The organism is Enterococcus sp. 3H8_DIV0648 (assembly GCF_002140655.1).
GTDB lineage: Bacteria > Bacillota > Bacilli > Lactobacillales > Enterococcaceae > Enterococcus_A > Enterococcus_A hulanensis.
In genome coordinates this window covers 2,247,603-2,266,650 of record NZ_NGLG01000001.1, presented here as the reverse complement: position 1 = coordinate 2,266,650, position 19,048 = coordinate 2,247,603, and the positions used below count along the sequence as shown (strand labels likewise).

13 protein-coding genes are annotated in these 19,048 nt (G+C 40.5%); 11 read left to right on the top strand and 2 right to left on the bottom strand.

Annotation, left to right across the window (positions count from 1 at the left end; genetic code table 11):
• From A5875_RS10375 to A5875_RS10355, 5 genes are all read left to right on the top strand, one after another.
• The coding region (locus A5875_RS10375; RefSeq protein ID WP_176244654.1) for a MucBP domain-containing protein at positions 1 to 1,548 on the top strand (1,548 nt) is incomplete at its 5' end.
• Between the two features lie 195 nt (positions 1,549 to 1,743).
• Positions 1,744 to 3,753 carry a methionine--tRNA ligase gene (gene metG / locus A5875_RS10370; RefSeq protein WP_088933531.1) on the top strand — a complete coding sequence of 670 codons (2,010 nt, stop codon included), beginning with the start codon at positions 1,744 to 1,746 and terminating at the stop codon, positions 3,751 to 3,753.
• Positions 3,754 to 3,948: 195 nt separating this feature from the next.
• Entirely contained in the window at positions 3,949 to 4,395 is a 447-nt protein-coding gene (locus tag A5875_RS10365; RefSeq protein WP_088933530.1) for a hypothetical protein, read from the top strand.
• A 363-nt stretch (positions 4,396 to 4,758) separates the two neighbouring features.
• Positions 4,759 to 4,908 (top strand): hypothetical protein, encoded by a 150-nt coding sequence (locus A5875_RS23640; protein ID WP_171004932.1) that lies wholly within the window; start codon positions 4,759 to 4,761, stop codon positions 4,906 to 4,908.
• Positions 4,909 to 5,329: 421 nt separating this feature from the next.
• Positions 5,330 to 5,578: a hypothetical protein gene (locus A5875_RS10355; protein WP_242551318.1), complete on the top strand. Its 249-nt coding sequence runs from the start codon at positions 5,330 to 5,332 to the stop codon at positions 5,576 to 5,578.
• Positions 5,579 to 5,638: 60 nt separating this feature from the next.
• Here the strand turns inward: A5875_RS10355 and A5875_RS10350 are convergent, their stop codons facing one another.
• Positions 5,639 to 6,151 carry a type 1 glutamine amidotransferase domain-containing protein gene (locus tag A5875_RS10350; RefSeq protein WP_088933527.1) on the bottom strand — a complete coding sequence of 171 codons (513 nt, stop codon included), beginning with the start codon at positions 6,149 to 6,151 and terminating at the stop codon, positions 5,639 to 5,641.
• Positions 6,152 to 6,716: 565 nt separating this feature from the next.
• Here A5875_RS10350 and licT point away from each other — a divergent pair.
• Both licT and A5875_RS10340 read left to right on the top strand, forming a co-directional pair.
• Entirely contained in the window at positions 6,717 to 7,559 is an 843-nt protein-coding gene (licT, locus tag A5875_RS10345; RefSeq protein WP_088933526.1) for a BglG family transcription antiterminator LicT, read from the top strand.
• Positions 7,560 to 7,655: 96 nt separating this feature from the next.
• Positions 7,656 to 9,557 carry a beta-glucoside-specific PTS transporter subunit IIABC gene (locus A5875_RS10340; protein ID WP_088933525.1) on the top strand — a complete coding sequence of 634 codons (1,902 nt, stop codon included), beginning with the start codon at positions 7,656 to 7,658 and terminating at the stop codon, positions 9,555 to 9,557.
• Positions 9,558 to 9,599: 42 nt separating this feature from the next.
• Here A5875_RS10340 and A5875_RS10335 read toward each other — a convergent pair whose 3' ends face one another.
• Entirely contained in the window at positions 9,600 to 10,517 is a 918-nt protein-coding gene (locus A5875_RS10335) for a MurR/RpiR family transcriptional regulator (protein WP_088933524.1), read from the bottom strand.
• 219 nt (positions 10,518 to 10,736) lie between these two features.
• On the opposite strand from A5875_RS10335, the gene A5875_RS10330 reads away from it, so the two are divergent.
• The 4 genes from A5875_RS10330 to A5875_RS10315 all read left to right on the top strand — a co-directional run bounded on the left by A5875_RS10330 (position 10,737) and on the right by A5875_RS10315 (position 18,908).
• Positions 10,737 to 12,128 carry a 6-phospho-beta-glucosidase gene (locus A5875_RS10330; RefSeq protein WP_088933523.1) on the top strand — a complete coding sequence of 464 codons (1,392 nt, stop codon included), beginning with the start codon at positions 10,737 to 10,739 and terminating at the stop codon, positions 12,126 to 12,128.
• An 18-nt stretch (positions 12,129 to 12,146) separates the two neighbouring features.
• Positions 12,147 to 13,577, top strand: a complete 1,431-nt coding sequence (locus A5875_RS10325; RefSeq protein ID WP_088933522.1) for a 6-phospho-beta-glucosidase — start codon at positions 12,147 to 12,149, stop codon at positions 13,575 to 13,577.
• Between the two features lie 358 nt (positions 13,578 to 13,935).
• Entirely contained in the window at positions 13,936 to 17,139 is a 3,204-nt protein-coding gene (locus A5875_RS10320; RefSeq protein ID WP_088933521.1) for a vWA domain-containing protein, read from the top strand.
• A 275-nt stretch (positions 17,140 to 17,414) separates the two neighbouring features.
• Positions 17,415 to 18,908, top strand: a complete 1,494-nt coding sequence (locus A5875_RS10315) for a helix-turn-helix domain-containing protein (protein WP_088933520.1) — start codon at positions 17,415 to 17,417, stop codon at positions 18,906 to 18,908.
• Positions 18,909 to 19,048: the final 140 nt, after the last annotated feature.

Here is a 19,048-nt window from a genome sequence, read left to right as displayed (position 1 = left end):
ACGGCGAAGTCAAAAGCCTTCACTGGCTACACATTATCAAGTAATTCAAGCCAGAAAGTAACAGTGAAGGGCACAACAACGATTACGTTTACGTATAATCCAATTAAGTACAATCTAACAGTCGTGCATAAAAGCAATGATGGAACAATCTTAGAAACAGAAAAAGTAATAACGGTCGAATATGATCAAGAATACACAGCAAAATCCAAAGAATTTTTTGGACATGAGTTGACGGGAAATACGTCACAGAAAATCACCGTTAAAGGTAATCAGACGATCACGTTCAATTACACCAGAGCTGCAGGAATATATAAAGTCACAATTGTCCATAAAGGCAGCGATGGAATAACATTAGAGACGGACCCAATTAGATGGGTAAGTGCGGGTACGAGTTATAATGTGGACGCGAAAGAATTCCCCGGCTACACATTATCAGGTGAATTTACACAAGTAGTGAATATTACTAAGGATACAACAATCACATTTAATTATACGAAGAATTCTTCAATGAAATACAAAATCACAGTCAAATACGTGGATGAAGCTGGCAAAGAAATAAAGACAGCAACGACAACAGAGGTAGAACCTGGGAAAGCATTCTCAATGACAGCCCCAGACATTACTGGCTACACAGTGATGGCTGCGGATAAGACAAAAACTATTGCGTCAGTAAGTAAAAATGAAACCGTCACATTTAGGTATACGAAGAATCCAGTAGTGAAATACAAAATCACGGTCAAATACGTGGATGAAGCTGGTAAAGAAATAAAGACAGCGACGACAACAGAGATAGAACACGGGAAGCCATTCTCAATGACAGCTCCGAACATCACAGGTTACACAGTAGTGGCCGCGGATAAGACTAAAACCATTGCGTCAGTAACTAAGAACGAGACTGTCACATTTAAATATAATATTAATAAATATCTCGTTACCATATATCATAAATCTGATGATGGAGTCATCTCAGAGACTGAAACTGTAATGGTGCAACATGGCGAAAATTATACTGCCCAAGCAAAATCATATGATAATTACGTGACAGAGTATAGTTCTCAATCATTAATCAAAGTAACAAGTAGTGGCAGATCACTTACATTTGATTATAAGAAGCTTGCTGATTTAACAGATGCTGTATTGATAAAAATGCGCGAAACAATTTTTAGTAAAGTAAATGAATTTCGTGCATCTGAGGGATTATCTCCATTAAAACTAGATCCTAAATTGACAGAAGCTGTGAATTTACGTGCTGAAGAACAAAAAGTATTATATTCACACACTCGCCCGAATGGGAAAGACATAAGATCGGTATTAGATGAAAAAGGAGTCTCTTACGGCGCTTGTGGTGAGAATATCGCTAAATTAAATTACAGAGAAACTTCTGAAGAAAAATTAGGAGAAAGACTAGGGGAAAGAATGTTCAACTTATGGTTAAACAGCACAGATGGTCATCGTGAAGCTATGCTAGCTGATTATGATTTTATCGGCGTTGGTGTATCTTACGAGGGAAGAGTAGTATATGGTGTGCAGCTGTTTATCAGCAGATAGTATCATGAGTTTCAAAAAGAAGGGATGCTTAACTTTAGCATCTCTTTTTTGTTATGAATAGTCTATGGTTTTTCCTATTCAGTTTAAATGCAATAAGAGCGAATAATAATTGCTGGCAAGTAGCAATCCATTTCTTAAAAGCTAAAGGCTTTTGTGGTATACTACGTAAGAATCTATTTTTAAAGGAGGAGCCTCATGGCAGAGAAAGAAACATTTTATATCACAACGCCTATTTATTATCCAAGTGGCAAACTGCACATTGGGAATTCTTATACAACGATTGCCTGTGATGCGATTGCTCGCTACAAACGCATGATGGGCTTTGATGTGTTTTATTTGACTGGGGTCGATGAACACGGACAAAAAATTGAAAAGAAAGCCGATGAGCTTGGCGTGAATCCACAGGAATATGTGGATAAGATGGCGGCGGATATCAAGAAATTATGGAAGACGTTAGACATCAGCTACGACAAATTTATTCGGACAACGGATGATTATCACCAAGCGGCTGTCAAAAAAATCTTTGATCAGCTGTTGGAACAAGGCGATATTTATCTAGGTGAATACGAAGGCTGGTATTCCGTATCTGATGAAGAATACTTCACAGAAACACAATTAGACGAAGTTTATCATGATGATGAGGGCAACGTGATCGGCGGAAAAGCGCCAAGTGGTCACGAGGTCGAATTGGTTCGCGAGGAATCTTATTTCTTCCGTATGAGTAAATATGCGGATCGTTTATTGGAATATTACGAAGAGCATCCTGAGTTTATCCAACCGGAATCTCGTAAAAATGAAATGATCAACAACTTCATCAAACCAGGCTTGGAAGATTTAGCAGTATCACGGACGACCTTTAAATGGGGAATTCCAGTTAACGCAAATCCTGAGCATGTAGTTTATGTATGGATCGATGCGTTATCAAACTACATTACTGCATTAGGCTATGGTTCTGATGACGATAGTCTATTCCAAAAATATTGGCCGGCAGATGTTCAAATGGTCGGAAAAGAAATCGTCCGTTTCCACACGATTTATTGGCCAATCATGCTGATGGCGCTGGAATTGCCATTACCGAAAAAAATCTATGGTCACGGCTGGTTAATGATGAAAGACGGCAAAATGTCTAAATCAAAAGGCAATGTCGTTTATCCTGAAATGTTAGTAGAGCGTTATGGCTTGGATGCTGTTCGCTACTACTTATTAAGAGCGATCCCATTTGGTTCGGATGGTGTGTTTACGCCAGAAGATTTTGTTGCTCGCGTGAATTACGATCTAGCCAATGACTTAGGAAATCTATTGAACCGTACAGTTGCTATGATCAATAAATATTGTGATGGTGTCGTACCGGCGTATAAATCGTTAGTTACCGATTTTGATAGTGAGCTATCAACGACGGCTGCTAATGTGGTAAGCCGTTACCGTGAAGCGATGGATAAAATGGAGTTCAACAATGCGTTGGCAGAGGTTTGGACTTTGGTTTCTCGTGCGAATAAATACATCGACGAAACAGAGCCTTGGGTCTTAGCGAAAGATGACGAACGCAAAGCAGAGCTAGACAGCGTAATGGTTCATTTAGCAGAAAGTCTGCGGATCGTAGCGATTCTATTGCAGCCGATCATGACGCAAACACCAAAACGTATTTTTGAACAATTAGGATTGAACGCGGACATGATGAATTTAGCAACGATTCATTTCGGCGAGTTCCCAGAAAATACGAAGGTAACACCAAAAGGCAAACCAATCTTCCCACGTTTAGACATGGATGAAGAAGTTGCTTATATCAAAGAAAAAATGTCTGAAGGCAGTCAGCCGGAAGAAGAAAAGATCAAATGGAATCCAGAAGAAACAGAACTTGTTTCGGTCAAGGATAAAGAAATCAAATTTGATGTTTTTGACAAAGTCGAGCTAAAAGTTGCCGAAGTCATGGAGTGTAAAAAAGTCGAAGGCGCCGACAAACTATTACAGTTCCGTCTAGACGCAGGCGACAAACAAGACCGCCAAATCTTATCTGGAATCGCGGAATTCTATGCAGATCCAGAAAGCTTAGTAGGGAAGAAACTAATCATTGTAGCCAATTTAAAACCACGTAAAATGCGCGGGGAGGTCAGCCAAGGAATGATCCTTTCAGCTGAAGCTCCAGACGGCACATTGAAAGTCGTAGAAGCACCAAATGACATGCCAAACGGCGCGATCGTTGGCTAAAAGTTATCGAAAAGGGACGAAACTCCACGAGTTTCGTCCCTTTCTTAATGATTAATTTTTTGTAAGCATACAGTTACGTTTCCTTTGTCAATAGATACCGTGGTTTTGATTGAACAGAAAATACTTCCTTCAACGCTAGGATTTACCAGTTCAGTAATGCTAAAATGATTAGACTAAAATAAAAGAGGTGCATCTATGGAATTTAGAATTATTGAACTTCCGCCATTTAAGGCAGCTTCTTCGGACTTTGATAATAATGTTGATTTTTCTGAGCAAGGAGTTTTAGGCCAATTCGATGCTTATTTCTCTCAACTTGTTTCTGATCCGCGAGACTCTTTTGTGCCGCGAGATTATCTTTGCTTTGATGGTAAAAGGGGTGGAATGTTCTGGCTGTACGCGTTAACTGACGAACAGGATGCTGGTGATTTTGAGGTGGTTGATTTTGAAGGCGGCCTTTTTTTGACCTACGTTTATGAAGATGGGGATGAGGCTGCCAGTCAGAGATTATTTAACGAGGCTAAAGAATACATCGAAAGTCTAGCTTATCTTGAGTTAGACATTTCTGAAAAGCGCTTAATGATGGGTCATATTATCACTCCACAGGAAATTGTCGAGAAGCAGGGTACATCTAGATGTGTATAAGAGACAGGTTAGATAGCCTGCTCTTAATTGAGCGGGCTATCGTTCATTTTTGAGATGAAATAAATGATGGCGTTTACAAAGCCGTTTTACATTTGGTAAAATGGATAATAATCTTTTTTGGAGCGATATATCGGGGTGTTTGAAAAGGAGTGGATTGGATATGGTAAAAAACTATGAGGCATTTTTTAAATTCTCGTTGGTTTTGATGCTGCTGGCATTTTTTATTTCCAACTTCGCGGATATAGCTTTGCTGGAATTTGCCAAAGGGTTTTCGACAGCACTTTTAATGGTCAGCGCGTTTTTTAAAATTAGAAAAGAGTCAGCGAATAAAACAAATTCTTATTAAATGAAGGGAGCGATTTTATGACGTTTAAACAGATTATCATTTTTACGATCAAGGAGTTCAATAAGAACAAGGAAAAGGATGGATACCTTCCGCAAAATGGAACGGTCATTAATGCTTTTGTAAGTTCGAACGGCTTGAACAGTGTGGCAGTAGGTTTCGTAAAATAAGCAGATTTTTTTAACAGCCTGTTAAGGGCTGTTTTTTTTGTATGATATATCGGCTTCAACAAATGGATCGCTGGTGGTAAACTATGCCTAAGAAGTGACTCCGTAATGAGAAAGGTCAGAATAAATCAAAATTACGTAGGTCTTGTTGTATTCGGTATTTTTCTCATCGGCTTATTGATTCTAAAGAATACGCTGTTTGTCGATTTTACGATCAACTATCCTGCAGTGATTTGTTTAGCGCTTATTCTGATGATAGTTCGTGGTTTCTAAAGATGAAAAAAGCTTTCTGCTTCCCAAAGCAATCGGATACGGGTGGACACCTAATCCTAGAAATCGTTTTGGCTTTCTTTTCAATCTTATTTTTATTGCGGTGCTTTTAAGTTCGATTCTCTGAAAGTGGGTGACTGTATTGGATCGCCATATGTTGGAGCAAATTGGTTTTGGCGGGATTGCGTTTACTGGACTTTTATTGCTCATTGCCGTTCTTCCGATGCTGACGAACGGTTTATTTGTCGCGAGATTTCCATGGGATTTTATCAAACATAAAAATGATCCGAGATTTGAAGCAGAGCGAAGAGCAGGAAAAGCGTACAGTAATTTTATCTTCAAATATGTACCGCCATTTTTTATCGGCTTTTTGTTGATCCTGATGATGGCTTATCTTTTTTAAGGTTGGCAGGTTGATAATTGATTCAAGCAAAAAAGGACTAGAATTCTAGTCCTTTTTGATTTATGCGTGCAGGATTTCTACAATTTTTTCATTAAAATCAGGCAGGTCATCCGGTGTACGGCTGGTAACTAATTTGTTATCCACCACAACGGGTTCATTTTTGACGATCGCGCCTGCATAACCGACATCAGGTCGGACGGTTGTATAGGCAGTCATCGTGCGGCCTTTAGTAAGACCAGTTTGGATAAATAATTGTGGTCCGTGACAAATAGCGAATAATGGTTCATTTTTGTCTAGGAAATAGGTTACAAAAGCGACAAAGCGTGAATCGCTCCGTAATTGATCGGGTGAGAATCCGCCAGGGATCAATAGGGCATCGAATTCTTCAGGTTTTACTTCATCGATTCCTTTATCACTGGTAAATTTGTTTCCTTGTTTGCCAGTAATTTCTTGATTGGCTTCAAAGCTGATCAAGGTTACTTCGTTTCCATCATTTTCTAGTGCTTCTTTTGGAGAGGACAGTTCAACATCCTCAACTAAATCTGTGACAAGTACTGCAATTTTTTTGGTCATTGAAATTTCTTCCTTTCCTTTTTCTTATATTTAACACTAAAGGAGAATCGCGAATAGTTCAATTAATCTGTTTGCTATTTTTCTTCTTAAGCTTCACTTAAGGTTCGTGCGTTACTTTAATTATACCAACAACATGTTTTTTTTCATTTCGCTAGTCATTTCTGTGACTAGCCCTTTTTTTGCAAAAAACTGTTCATTTCATCGCTTTTTTTGCGAAACTAACCATAGTAAGTGAGCGGATTTTGATTTACAAGAAAGGGGAGGATAAAAATATTTTTTGTAAAACCTGTTGACAGCGCTTTCTGCATTTGTTAAGCTAACTTTGAATTAAATAGACCAAGTGATGGATAGTGATTGTTTAAATACAAGCTAAACCTGATGATGTGTACGATTTATTTGTCGTGCCCTCATTGGGTTTTTTTGTTGCTCTAAAACAGGAGGTGACTTTATAAAAAAGAACAATCTTGGGTTTGACAACGATTACAAAGATATCTATCATTTTAAGTGAACGAAGTCAGTGGAAATGATTTTTAGTAGCGAATGTCACAGAACGGAGGAGCATTGGATGCAGATTCAGAAGATTTTGAATAACAATGTAGTCATCACGACTGATCAAAAAAATAACGAGATCGTCGCGATGGGGCGTGGTCTAGCCTTTCAGAAAAAAATAGGGGACGAGATAGCCGAGGAGGCGATCGACAAAACCTATCACCTTGCGAATAGTGATTTGTTCCATAAGTTTCAAGAATTGTTAGTAGATGTTCCGATTACCTATGTAGAAATCGCCAATGACATCATTGATGAAGCGAAGGTTACATTAAAAAATCCGTTGAATGACTCGCTATATATATCGATCACTGATCACTTATACGCCGCGATCCAACGAGTGAAAGAAGGCGTTCGGGTTCGGAATTTATTATTGTGGGATGTTAAGCGTTTGTTTCCAGATGAATTTTCAGTTGGCGTGAGCGCGGTAAAAAAGATTAAAGAACAGTTTGGAATTGATCTAGGAGAAGACGAAGCGGGAAATATCGCTTTGCATCTAGTGAATGCACAAACGGAAAGTGATAATGAAGACGCCTATTTGATGGCGGAATTGATGCAGGAGATCATTCAAATTACCAGCTATTATTTTAAAGTTCAACTGGATGAGGAATCTGTCTACTTCTATCGTTTTACGACGCATTTACGTTTCTTTGCTTCTCGGATTATGAGCCATCGGCAGCTGACTGATGAAACAGATGACGAACTGCTTTTGATTATTCAAAAGAAATATCAAAACGCCTATCAATGTGTAGAACGAATTGCTGATTTTATTAGTAAAAAATATCACTACGAAATGTCAAATGACGAGAAATTATATTTAACGATTCATATCGCACGATTAGTACAAAAAGTAAGCCAATAGAATTTAGACGCCGTCTGCTTTACACATAAATCCCGGGTTGTTGTTTAGTAAGAAGGCATACATTGCAAAAAGACTAGTTATTTAGGAGGAAGAACAGTGGGTAAATATCATGATTTAGCAGAAAAAATTGTCGCAAATGTTGGCGGCAAAGATAATATCAGAAGCCTGACACACTGCATTACACGCTTACGATTTAAATTAAAGGATGAAGGCAAAGCCAACGAAGAGGCTTTGAAAAACATGGATGGTGTAGTAACTGTCATGAAAAGCGGCGGTCAATTCCAAGTCGTTATCGGAAACCATGTGCCATTAGTGTATGCGGATGTTTTAGATGTTGCGGGAATTACCGGCGAAGCTAGCGAAGAGGATGAAGAGGAAAAGGGCAATATCTTCAATCGCTTGATTGATGTGATCTCTAGCTGTTTCCAACCATTCTTGGGAGCTTTGTCAGCCTGTGGGATGATGAAAGGGTTTAACGCGTTATTCTTGTACTTCAAGTTATACGAAACAGGCAGCGGGACTGATTTATTCCTTACTGCAGCCGGCGACTGTATCTTCTATTTCATGCCAATCGTCATTGGTCTGACAGCTGCTCGTAAGTTCAAAGTTAGCGAGTTTACTGGGATCGCAATTGGTGCGGCATTGGTTTATCCAACGATCCAGGCTACAGCTTTGGGTGCTGGAAAACCAATCATGACATTATTTGCGAACACGATTTTAGAGAGTCCGGTATTTATTAAAGTCTTCGGTTTGCCAATTATCGCTAACAACTATACAAGTAGTGTGGTACCGATTATCTTAGTTGTCTGGTTTGCGAGCCATATTCAAAAGTTGGCGAAGAAAGTCATTCCTGAGTTGGTTCAAACATTCTTGGTTCCATTGTTTACGATTTTGATCTCAGTATTTTTCGGATTCCTGATTATTGGTCCAGTAATTACGTTCTTGACGAATATTCTAGGCAGCGGATTTACTGCATTGTATGAATTCTCTCCAGTTCTAATGAGTGTTGTGGTTGGGTTCTTCTGGCAAGTATTGGTTATCTTCGGTTTACACTGGAGTTTGATCCCGTTAGCAATGATCAACCTTTCAACTTTAGGATTTGATACGATCTTAGCAGCTTCATTTGCGGCCAGCTTTGCACAAACGGCAGTTGTATTCGCAATGTTCTTCAAACTAAAAGATAAAAAATTAAAAGAACTATGTATTCCAGCAGTTATTTCAGGACTTTTTGGGGTAACAGAACCAGCGATCTACGGGCTGACATTACCGAAGAAAAAACCATTCTTGATTTCAATGATCGGTGCAGGAATTGGTGGACTGATCACTGGATTATTCGGTGCTAAAAGCTTTATCATGGGTGGTCTAGGTGCTTTTGGTTTTGTAAGCCACATTGATACTGCAAACAATGATGTGAGCAGCATGATTACACAATTTATCGCAGTTGGTGTAGCGATGGTCTTCAGTTTCGTAGTAACGATGTTGTTCTGGAAAGATGATGAAGTAACAGAAAAAACAGAAGTTCAAAATGAAATGGGCGTTCGGAAAGAAATCGTGACTTCACCTGTTCAAGGCAATATGATGCCGTTAGAAACAGCGAAGGACGAAGCTTTTGCTCAAGGTGCGTTAGGTAAAGGTGTAGTGATTCATCCGACAATTGGTGAAGTAGTGGCTCCATTCGATGGTACCGTGATGACGCTGTTCCCAACAAAACACGCGATTGGGTTAATTTCAGATAACGGACTAGAATTATTGATCCATATCGGTTTAGATACTGTTCAATTAGATGGAAAATATTTTGAAGCACATGTAGAACAAGGGGCAAAAGTGAAGCGCGGAGATAAATTGGTCAGCTTCGATATTGAAGCGATCGAAGCGGCTGGCTTCAGCGTTGAGACACCAGTTATTGTAACGAACACGGCTGATTACTTAGACATTATCGAATCAGACAAGCAAGAAGATGTTTGTAACAGTGATGAGCTGTTGACCGTATTAGTCTAGTTTATTGAAGCAAAAAAGAGTTCGGGGCAAACGCCCCGAACTTTAATTTGGTCGAAATGACTCAGTAAAGTGGATCATTGACTCTGGTGATTCGGCCATGATGGCTGAACTGGTTTTTCGATTATCAACCAACTCGCTGATAGCGATCAGGTGATTGAGATTTTTTTGATAATCCTCTGCGAAGACGCAGCTGTATAAGACATCCAGCAAATAGCAGATAGAGGAATTGATCGTGAAATTGGCGATCTTGGAATACAAACGCTCACGAGTTGTCATGCGTAAGACGGCTTGGCTGACCGACGCTAATGAATTTTCACCAATGCTGGTTAAAGCGATGATCGGAATGTTCTGCTTTTGCAGGATTTTTGCGATCTGCATGGTAAAACCATTTTCACCGGTATAAGAAATTAAGATGGCGCAGGTGTCTTCTTGACTATTGAAGGCCTCATAAGCATCTTCGCCCATTGTTTGGCTAGTGACGACATTTTTTTTGATGCGGCGCATTTTCAAGGCGAAATCTTGCGAAATCAGTAAATTGGCGTTGCTGCCGAAGATTTTGATTTGTTTCGCGTTCAATAAAAGCTGCTTGGCTTTTTGCAGATCGTCGTGATTGAGTAAGCTCAAGGTGTCATCGATCGTGGATCGTTCTAAGGAAGCCATTTTATTGGCGATCGTCATTAATCCATCGTTGCTTTGGAATGGGAAATTAGCATCGACATCCTCAAAGTAGGTTTGCAGATAGGTTTGTTCAGCTAAAAATTCTGTCCGCAGCTCAAGCCAGCCCTTGTAGCCTAATTTTTTTGCTACACGGATCAAGGTAGAAGGATGGACATAGTTGGCTTCGGCAATTTCCTTAATCGTCAGGGGTTCAATCGCGGTTCCTTTAGCTAAAATAAATTCTACCAAAGCACTTTCTGCGTTGGAAAAATCTGTTTGTTTCATTTTTTCCGATAATAGCATGGCGAGCCCTCCTTGTGTTTACATTCATTATAGATTATTTGTAAACATCTGTATGCTTATTTTAGAGACTTTGCGAAAAAAATCCACCTGAATTTACAAAATAAATCGTTTTCAATCCTCTTTTTGTAAATAGAGGTGGAATGATTTGTAAACGGATTGAATAAAAAGTTTACATCACTGATAATTAGATTGTAAATAAAAATAGAAGGAGTCGATCGAATGTCAGCAGGAGTAAAAATCGCTACGATTGGTGGAGGAAGTAGTTACACACCAGAATTAATGGAAGGTTTTATCAAACGTTATGATGAGTTGCCAGTTCGCGAGATCTGGTTAGTCGATATTGAAGCAGGTCGTGAAAAATTAGAAATCGTTGGAGCTATGGCTCAACGGATGTGGGATGCTTCTCCTTATGATGTAAAAATCCATATGACTTTAGACCGTGAAGAAGCCTTGAAGGATGCAGACTTTGTTACAACTCAGTTCCGTGTAGGGTTGTTAGAAGCGCGGATCAAAGATGAACGTATTCCAGCTTACTACGGGATGTTAGGTCAGGAAACAAACGGCGCCGGCGGCATGTTCAAAGCGTTCCGGACTGTTCCGATCATTTTAGAAATCGTTGAAGATATGAAACGCTTATGTCCAGATGCTTGGCTGATCAACTTCGCAAACCCAAGCGGTATGGTGACTGAAGCAGTTGTTCGTTATGGTAAATGGGACAAAGTCATCGGCTTGTGTAATGTACCAGTAATGGCAACAATGGTAGAACCTGAAATGTTAGGCAAGCAGCCTGATGAATTGATTTACAAATTTGCTGGCTTGAATCACTTCCATTGGCATAAAGTGGCTGATGACCATGGTAAAGACGTAACGATGGATATTATCAATAAAATGTACGAAGGCGACGAAACTGGAATGCCGAAAAATATCCATGATATTCCATTCCCAAGAGAGATTTTGGAACAAATGCAAATGATTCCTTGCGGGTATCACCATTACTATTACCAAGAAGAAGAAACCCTAGCACACGCTTTGGAAGAATACAAAACAATTGGAACGCGTGCTCAACAAGTGAAGAAAACTGAACAAGAGTTGTTTGAATTATACAAAGATCCGAAATTGGATTACAAACCTGAGCAATTACAACAACGCGGCGGCGCTTATTATTCTGATGCGGCTTGCGAATCAATTGCTTCTATCTACGCAAACAAAAATACGCAATTGGTTGTTTCTACTAAAAACAATGGTGCTGTGCCAGATCTTCCAGCAGACTGCGTCGTTGAAGTTTCTGCTTATATCGGCGGACAAGGTGCTCGCAACGTAGCCTTTGGCGAATTGCCAACAGCAGAACGCGGCTGGCTGCAAGTTATGAAAGCAATGGAATTATTAACGATCGAAGCAGCAGTTACTGGGGATTACAACACTGCTTTGCAAGCATTTACGATCAACCCAATGGTTCGTTCTGGTAAAACAGCACAACGTATCATGGATGAATTATTTATCGCACACAAAGATCACTTGCCAAACTTCAAGGAAACGATCGAACGCTTAGAAAAAGACGGCATCGAAGTACAAGATGAAGTAGCTCGTGAATTAGATTTAGAAAAAGTTTAGAAAGCAGGGAAATCATTAATGGGATTTAGAAAAGACTTTTTATGGGGCGGCGCAACAGCTGCCAATCAATGTGAAGGCGGATTTGACGAAGGCGGGCGCGGTCTGGCAAACGTCGATTTAGCACCAGTTGGAGAAGATCGTTTTGGCGTTATCGCTGGTAAAAAGAAAATGTTCAATTTTGATGATGAGCATTTTTATCCAGCAAAAGAAGCGATCGATATGTACCATCATTGGAAAGAAGATATCGCGCTATTTGCCGAAATGGGCTTTAAAACCTATCGTTTATCATTAGCTTGGAGCCGTATCTTCCCTAAAGGCGACGAAAAGGAACCTAATGAAGAAGGCTTGAAATTCTACGAAGACATTTTCAAAGAGTGTAAAAAATATGGGATCGAACCATTAGTAACGATCACGCACTTTGACTGCCCAATGCATTTAGTTGAAAAATATGGCGCATGGCGCAGCCGTGAATTAGTCGGCTTCTACGAAAACTTGTGTAATGCAATCTTCACTCGTTATAAAGGATTAGTGAAATACTGGTTGACCTTCAACGAAATCAATATGATCTTGCACGCACCATTCATGGGTGCAGGTTTATACTTTGAAGAAGGCGAAAATGAAGAGCAAGTTAAATATCAAGCGGCGCATCACGAGTTAGTAGCATCAGCCATTGCTACAAGAATCGCCCATGAAGTAGATCCAGAAAACCAAGTCGGCTGTATGTTAGCGGCAGGTTCTTACTATCCATATACACCAAAACCTGAAGATGTTTGGGAAGGCCGCAAAGAAGAACGTGAAAACTACTTCTTCATCGATGTACAATCTCGTGGCGAATACCCAGCATACGCGTTGAAGGAAATGGAACGTAAAGGGATCGAAGTGAAAATGGAAGAAGGCGACGATGAGTTGTTGAAAGCTCACACTGTTGACTTCATTTCATTCTCTTACTATTCATCTCGTGTAGCGACAACCGATCCTGAATTGTTGGAACAAACTGCTGGAAATATCTTCGCATCTGTGAAGAACCCGTACTTGGATTCAAGCGAATGGGGCTGGCAAATTGATCCTCTTGGATTGCGTATCACAATGAACGATTTGTATGATCGTTACCAAAAACCATTGTTTGTTGTAGAAAATGGACTGGGTGCTGTTGATACACCAGACGAAAACGGTTATGTCGAAGATGATTATCGTATCGATTATCTGGCACAGCACATCCAAGCGATGAGAGATGCAGTTGATGAAGACGGCGTTGACTTATTGGGCTACACAACTTGGGGTTGTATCGACCTTGTATCTGCCGGAACTGGCGAAATGAAGAAACGTTATGGCTTCATTTACGTGGATCGCGATAACGAAGGCAACGGAACCTTGAAACGCAGCAAGAAAAAATCATTTGATTGGTATAAAAAAGTAATCGCAACCAATGGTGAAGATTTAAGTAATTAATATGGAACCGAAACTTGTTTATTTGCAAGTTTCGGTTTTTTTTTGCGTAAATTTATAATAGAAGAAAACGATGTTAAGAAAAGCGCGTGATAGCGGGATTTGTAAGCTGTCATGCGCTTTTTATTTGCATTCTCAGCAACGAATAATTCTAATTCTTTATTTTTTTTAATAAAAATGAGTACCCTTTACTTTAATAATGAAAAAAGAAAAAAGTTAATAAAACAGAAACGAAATATAAATGCGCTCAACAGCAGTGTATATAGGGTTTTTAATAACTTAAACATTTTTTTTTATGAAAAGTAAAAAAAAAGAATATCTGCTATTCTGAAGAAGAAAAAAGTGAATGGAGAAGCAAAGAATGAAAAATACAGTTTTTTGGGTATGTCTATTTATCCTTTTTTCAATTGTTGCTGAAATGGCCCTAACGATCGTGACTGTTCACGCAGATGCAGGGATTCAGTTAATTGATGAAAGAGATTTAAAGCTTTCCTATATATATATAGAAGAAAAGAATCAGCTCGTTCTGGATTTTGAACATAAAAGCGAGGAGCGGCAGCGCTTAAAAATTAAAATTACCGATGCGATGGATCAAGTGATTGATTATTCCGAGGCGGCCCATATGGTAGAGGAAAATGGCTGGCTGCTGGAAGAGAATTTTTCAGGCGAAACAGCGGGGAAATTAACGCTTGATTTGGCGAGCACTGCTGGAAAGCATCAGCTATATGTTCAAATGGATCAACAAAAAGTGACCGATAATGATCAAGCCGTGATCGAAGAGAATATTCTGGAGCGGACGACACCGTATATTCTCGAAACAGCGACGGCTGAACAAGGAAAAACGTCAGCTTCTGAAAAGGCGAGTACGAAAGCAAGTTCCGCAACGATCGAAGCAAGTTCAGAAAACTTTATTGGCCCAAAGGAAACGAAGATTAGTCAGACGGGAGCATCCGCTAGTAATAAGGCGGGGAGTTCGATGTATAGTCCGATCTATACGAATAAAGTACCGCAGTACAAAACAGATAAGAAAGGAACTTATCCAGAGTTTGCCTGGCAGCCGGAAGGGCAAACCAATGTGCTGAACCATCAGGGAGGGATTGAAAATCAAACCGGTTGGGACAATGTAACCAGCTGGAATGTAGCAGCAGATAATCATGACCAATCCTACATCAAATATGGTGAGGATGTCGCCGATCCAAACATTCAGCTGCGAAAATATGCTCAACAAACGGATAAAGAGGATGAGTTTAAGATCAAGCTGAATGTGCGTGGTAATACGACTTATAAGCCTGGTGTCGATATCGTCTTTTTATTGGATAATACTGGCTCAATGACAAGTAGAGCGGTGAGTAATAAGGAAGATAGTGTCAAAGCGTTAGGAAATATTCTCGATGAGATCGAAAAAGTAGCTGATCCCAGTACCGGCGGCATTCGTATTGGTGGGCATATCTTCGCTAGTTATGATAAGCAGCTTGAAGGAGACTGGAATTGGACCAGAGAGCAGACCCATCATAAGTTATCCAGCGATCCAGCCGATTGGCGCAAGCTCGAGTCCTCTTATAAGTCGTTGCATCCTACGGGACCTACCTTTACGCAAAGAGGATTGCAAGAGGCTAAAGATATTTTTAATGATCCTGAAACGAGTACCGGCCAAGAGCGTCACAAATTACTGTTCATTTTGACGGATGGGGCACCGAATTCAAGCTGGATGCCTGTGACAGCAGAAAAAAATGATTCACTTTTCTATGATCCGACCTTGGTCACTAGTTTTACCAGCGGGACAAAACCAGATTACTCACCAGGTTTATCTTTAGGAGCCGAGGGGATTAATACCAGATTCACCACTCCGTTAAATATAAATGGGCAAAGAATTTCGAGTCATTTGACTACGACGAACTCGACAGCTTACCAATTGAAAAGTGAAGGAATCGAGATTCATAGTTTAGCGTTAAGGATTACTTCTGGTGGTGGGAAAGACCATAGCGTATCAGAGTTACTAAAAGGGTTATATAAGATGGCGTCAAGAAAAGCGAATGCCAGTGAAGGCTCTGATCAGCAGTCTGATTACTTTTTTTATCATGCCAAGAATTCCTCTGAGCTGACGGAATATATCAAGACTTGGTATCAACGAATTATTCGGACGGTGGATAAAGGAGAGCTCGCTGATCCGTTAGGGGATATGGTTGAATTCGTGAAGGAGGATGGCAAGACACCGAAAATCACTCAAGTCGATAATGGCGCTCCGAAAATCGAGGCAGCTGATATGCCAAGTGTTGCTACTTCTGCTGATCAGATCAACGTAGAAAATCTCAACCTGACTGCTAATCAGGAGATTGAATTGGAATATACCGTGCGCTTAAAAACCGATGAGATCGTATCGAATCAATGGTATCAAACCAATAAGACAACAACGCTGAAACCAACACCGGAACGGACAACTGATCTGATCGAATTCGGCAGTCCCTCGGTCCGGCTGCAGAAGACGGATTTTGTTATTCCGGTCAAGAAAATCTGGGCGGATACTTATCAAGGGAAATCTGATTACTGGGGACTGAGATCAGATAAGGTCACGGCGACTTTGCAGAAATGGGACGGCAACGCTTGGCAGGACGTCGAATCCATAGTGTTGAATCCTGATAATAATTGGGCAGCGAATTTTTCAGCGGTCAAAGGCAGCGATGAAAATACGTATCGCGTAGTGGAGGATGAACGAATAAACGGCTACAAAGCGCCGACGATTAATCAAGACAGCTTCAATTCGGAGACAATCGCGGATGAAGGAATTGAGATCACGAATGAATTGCTGCGGGGAAGCTATTCGTTTAGTAAATACATGGAAGATGGGAAAACGCCATTTTCTGATGATCTGCCAAAATTCCAGATCAAGCGCAGCGATGGAAAAGTTCTCGCAGAAGATGTGACACCAAATAGCGCCGGAGAAGTCAGTTTCGGCGAGGTGCCGATCGGTGTCTACACAGTGGAGGAGACGTATGTTCCGGTGGGTTTCCAAAAAATGGCGAACTTTGAGCTGAAGGTTACGGAGGCAGATGCTGCGACTTCACTTGTTTTTAAGGTGAATGACAGCACTGAACCGTATAGCGTTGTCAATAAGTTAAACGATTTTTTATTACGTGTTGAAAAAGTTGATCCGCAGGGAAATCCGCTGGAAGGAGCGATTTTTAAATTAACTGGGCCAAATTATGAAGAAACACTGTCAGGCGGACCGGAGTTTACTTTCACTAAGCTGCGGCCGGGCAGCTACAGCTTGAAGGAAATCGAAAATCCAGATGGCTATCAGCGAATCCAAGAACCGATCATCTTTGAAATCGCGCTCGATGGGAAAGTGACGATCACGCCTCATGAAGATGTTGCTGGAATCGGCGGGGTAACTGAAGAGGAAAATCGGATCGTGTTGAAGGTGACAAATAAGAAGGTGAGAGCAGGTGTTCTGCCAAGTACCGGCGGTATGGGAATTCGGGCATTTCAATGGGCAGCAGGTATGCTGGTTATGGGCGGTTTTCTGCTGATGGGCTTTTCTCTATATCTCAATAGAAGGAAAAAGTAAAGTTTGGTCAGAATCCCGAAAACAACAATTAAAAGCTGTCTCTTATACACATCTAGATGTGTATAAGAGACAGGCTTTTCTTTTAGAAGGAGGCTCCTCTTATGAATAGGATCTGAGATAAGGGCATCTCAGACAACGGATCAATGAGAGGACGCAGTTGGTAGGAGGAAGTTAGTTCGGTGCATTCGCTATGTGTTGATACTAATGCTTTTTTTAACTTTTGAGAGAGGGACATGAGGTATTAAAGGGAGTATGGAAGAAAAGGGGATGAGGAAATGGATTTTAGAGAGGTTTTGGGAACAAGCAGTTTACGACGTCTGCGCTTTGTTGAACTACTCTATGCAAGTCAAGTCGGCTTGCCAAGCGATCAACTGCTTGAGGAACTAGAGTGTTCATTGCCTATCCTATTAAAGGACGTCAAAATGATCAATGATGAACAAGATGATTTTCATATTGAAAAATTTAAGGGGCTTTACCAAGTTCAAGTCAAACCGCATGTAAGTATTAATCGGTTATACGCAGATGTTCTTCAGCAATCACCAGAGTTCCAGATTATTGAGGAATTACTTTATGAAAAATGTTCGAGTATCAGCGATCTGGCTGAGAAGCTGTTTTTGAGTGCGTCGAATACGCAGCGCTATTTAAAAAAGGTCGAAACGGCCTTCAAAAAAGCCGGAATCAAATTGGATTATCGGCCATTACGGATCGAAGGTAAAGAGAGTGTCATTCGACATTTCTACTATCGTTACTTCTTGGAAAAATCTGACCGCTTAGAATCGTTGTTTGTTGATTTGAAGGATTATCAGATCAAGGCGATCACCGACTTAGTGGATCAGTTTATTCAAGTCAATCATTTGGAGAATCGTCATATCTTCAGAAAACGTCTCAGCTATAACATCTATATCAGCTTGTGGCGGATCAAAAACGGTCGACATTATCCTGAGAGTGATCTGATCAGTCCGTTGAGCTTGCCTGATGAAGAAACTTTAGAAGCTTTCGAACGCATGGCTTTGGAGGTCTTTCGAGTTCGCTTGACTAAAGAAGAAATCAAGGATTGCTTGTGGCTGTCTTATGCGGATATGCTGATCTTTAGCGAAGACCAATGGAAATCGGCAATGAAGCAAAGCCGAAGCTATCGCGATCTGTATCAAAAGCATCATGAATTAGTGGAGGATTTCAATCGCCTGATCGGCCGCTCGCTTGATGAGCTGGAACGTAATGAGCTGACGATCGTTTTAGTCAACGATCAGCGGATGTATTTGCCAAAAGGAAGGTTCATCGATATTTTGTACCGTCAACGGGGGATATTCCTAGAGAAAATGATGGAGACTCATTATCAAGCGGTGAAGAAGGTATTGAAGATCGCAGAAGCTTTCGTCAAAAAATATCGAATCTATCAAGAGAATGACTTTGTTTGGAACTACGCCTATCTATTGATCACGATGGTACCGCAAAGTTTGAATCTGCTGGCAACCAATGACCATCCGTTAAAGATTTTACTGCTTTCTGAATTGTCGCCGACAGAAGAAACCTTTTTGGCTGAGCAAATCGAAGAACGGATCTATGGCAATTTCAAGATTCATTTTGTCGAAGAACGATCGCGGGATACGCGGATCGATCGGCATGAATTGGCGAAGTACGATGCCTTGATCACATCCAGCAGTGTCGAGGAAGTGCCCTATGATTACCCAACAGTGATCATCGATCCTTTCTTGACTAGTCAAAATATCGTGCAGCTGCAGCAGTTGATCAGTGATTTATCTGGTTAATAGGTAAGGATTGAAGATTCGCATAACTAAATAGTGGTTAGCTGAAAAAAGGCTCGCAAACATAAGTGTTTGCGAGTTCTTTTTTTGGCGAAAACTGTCTCGTTGTCAAATGATATATTTTTTTTTAAGCAAATGAGGAT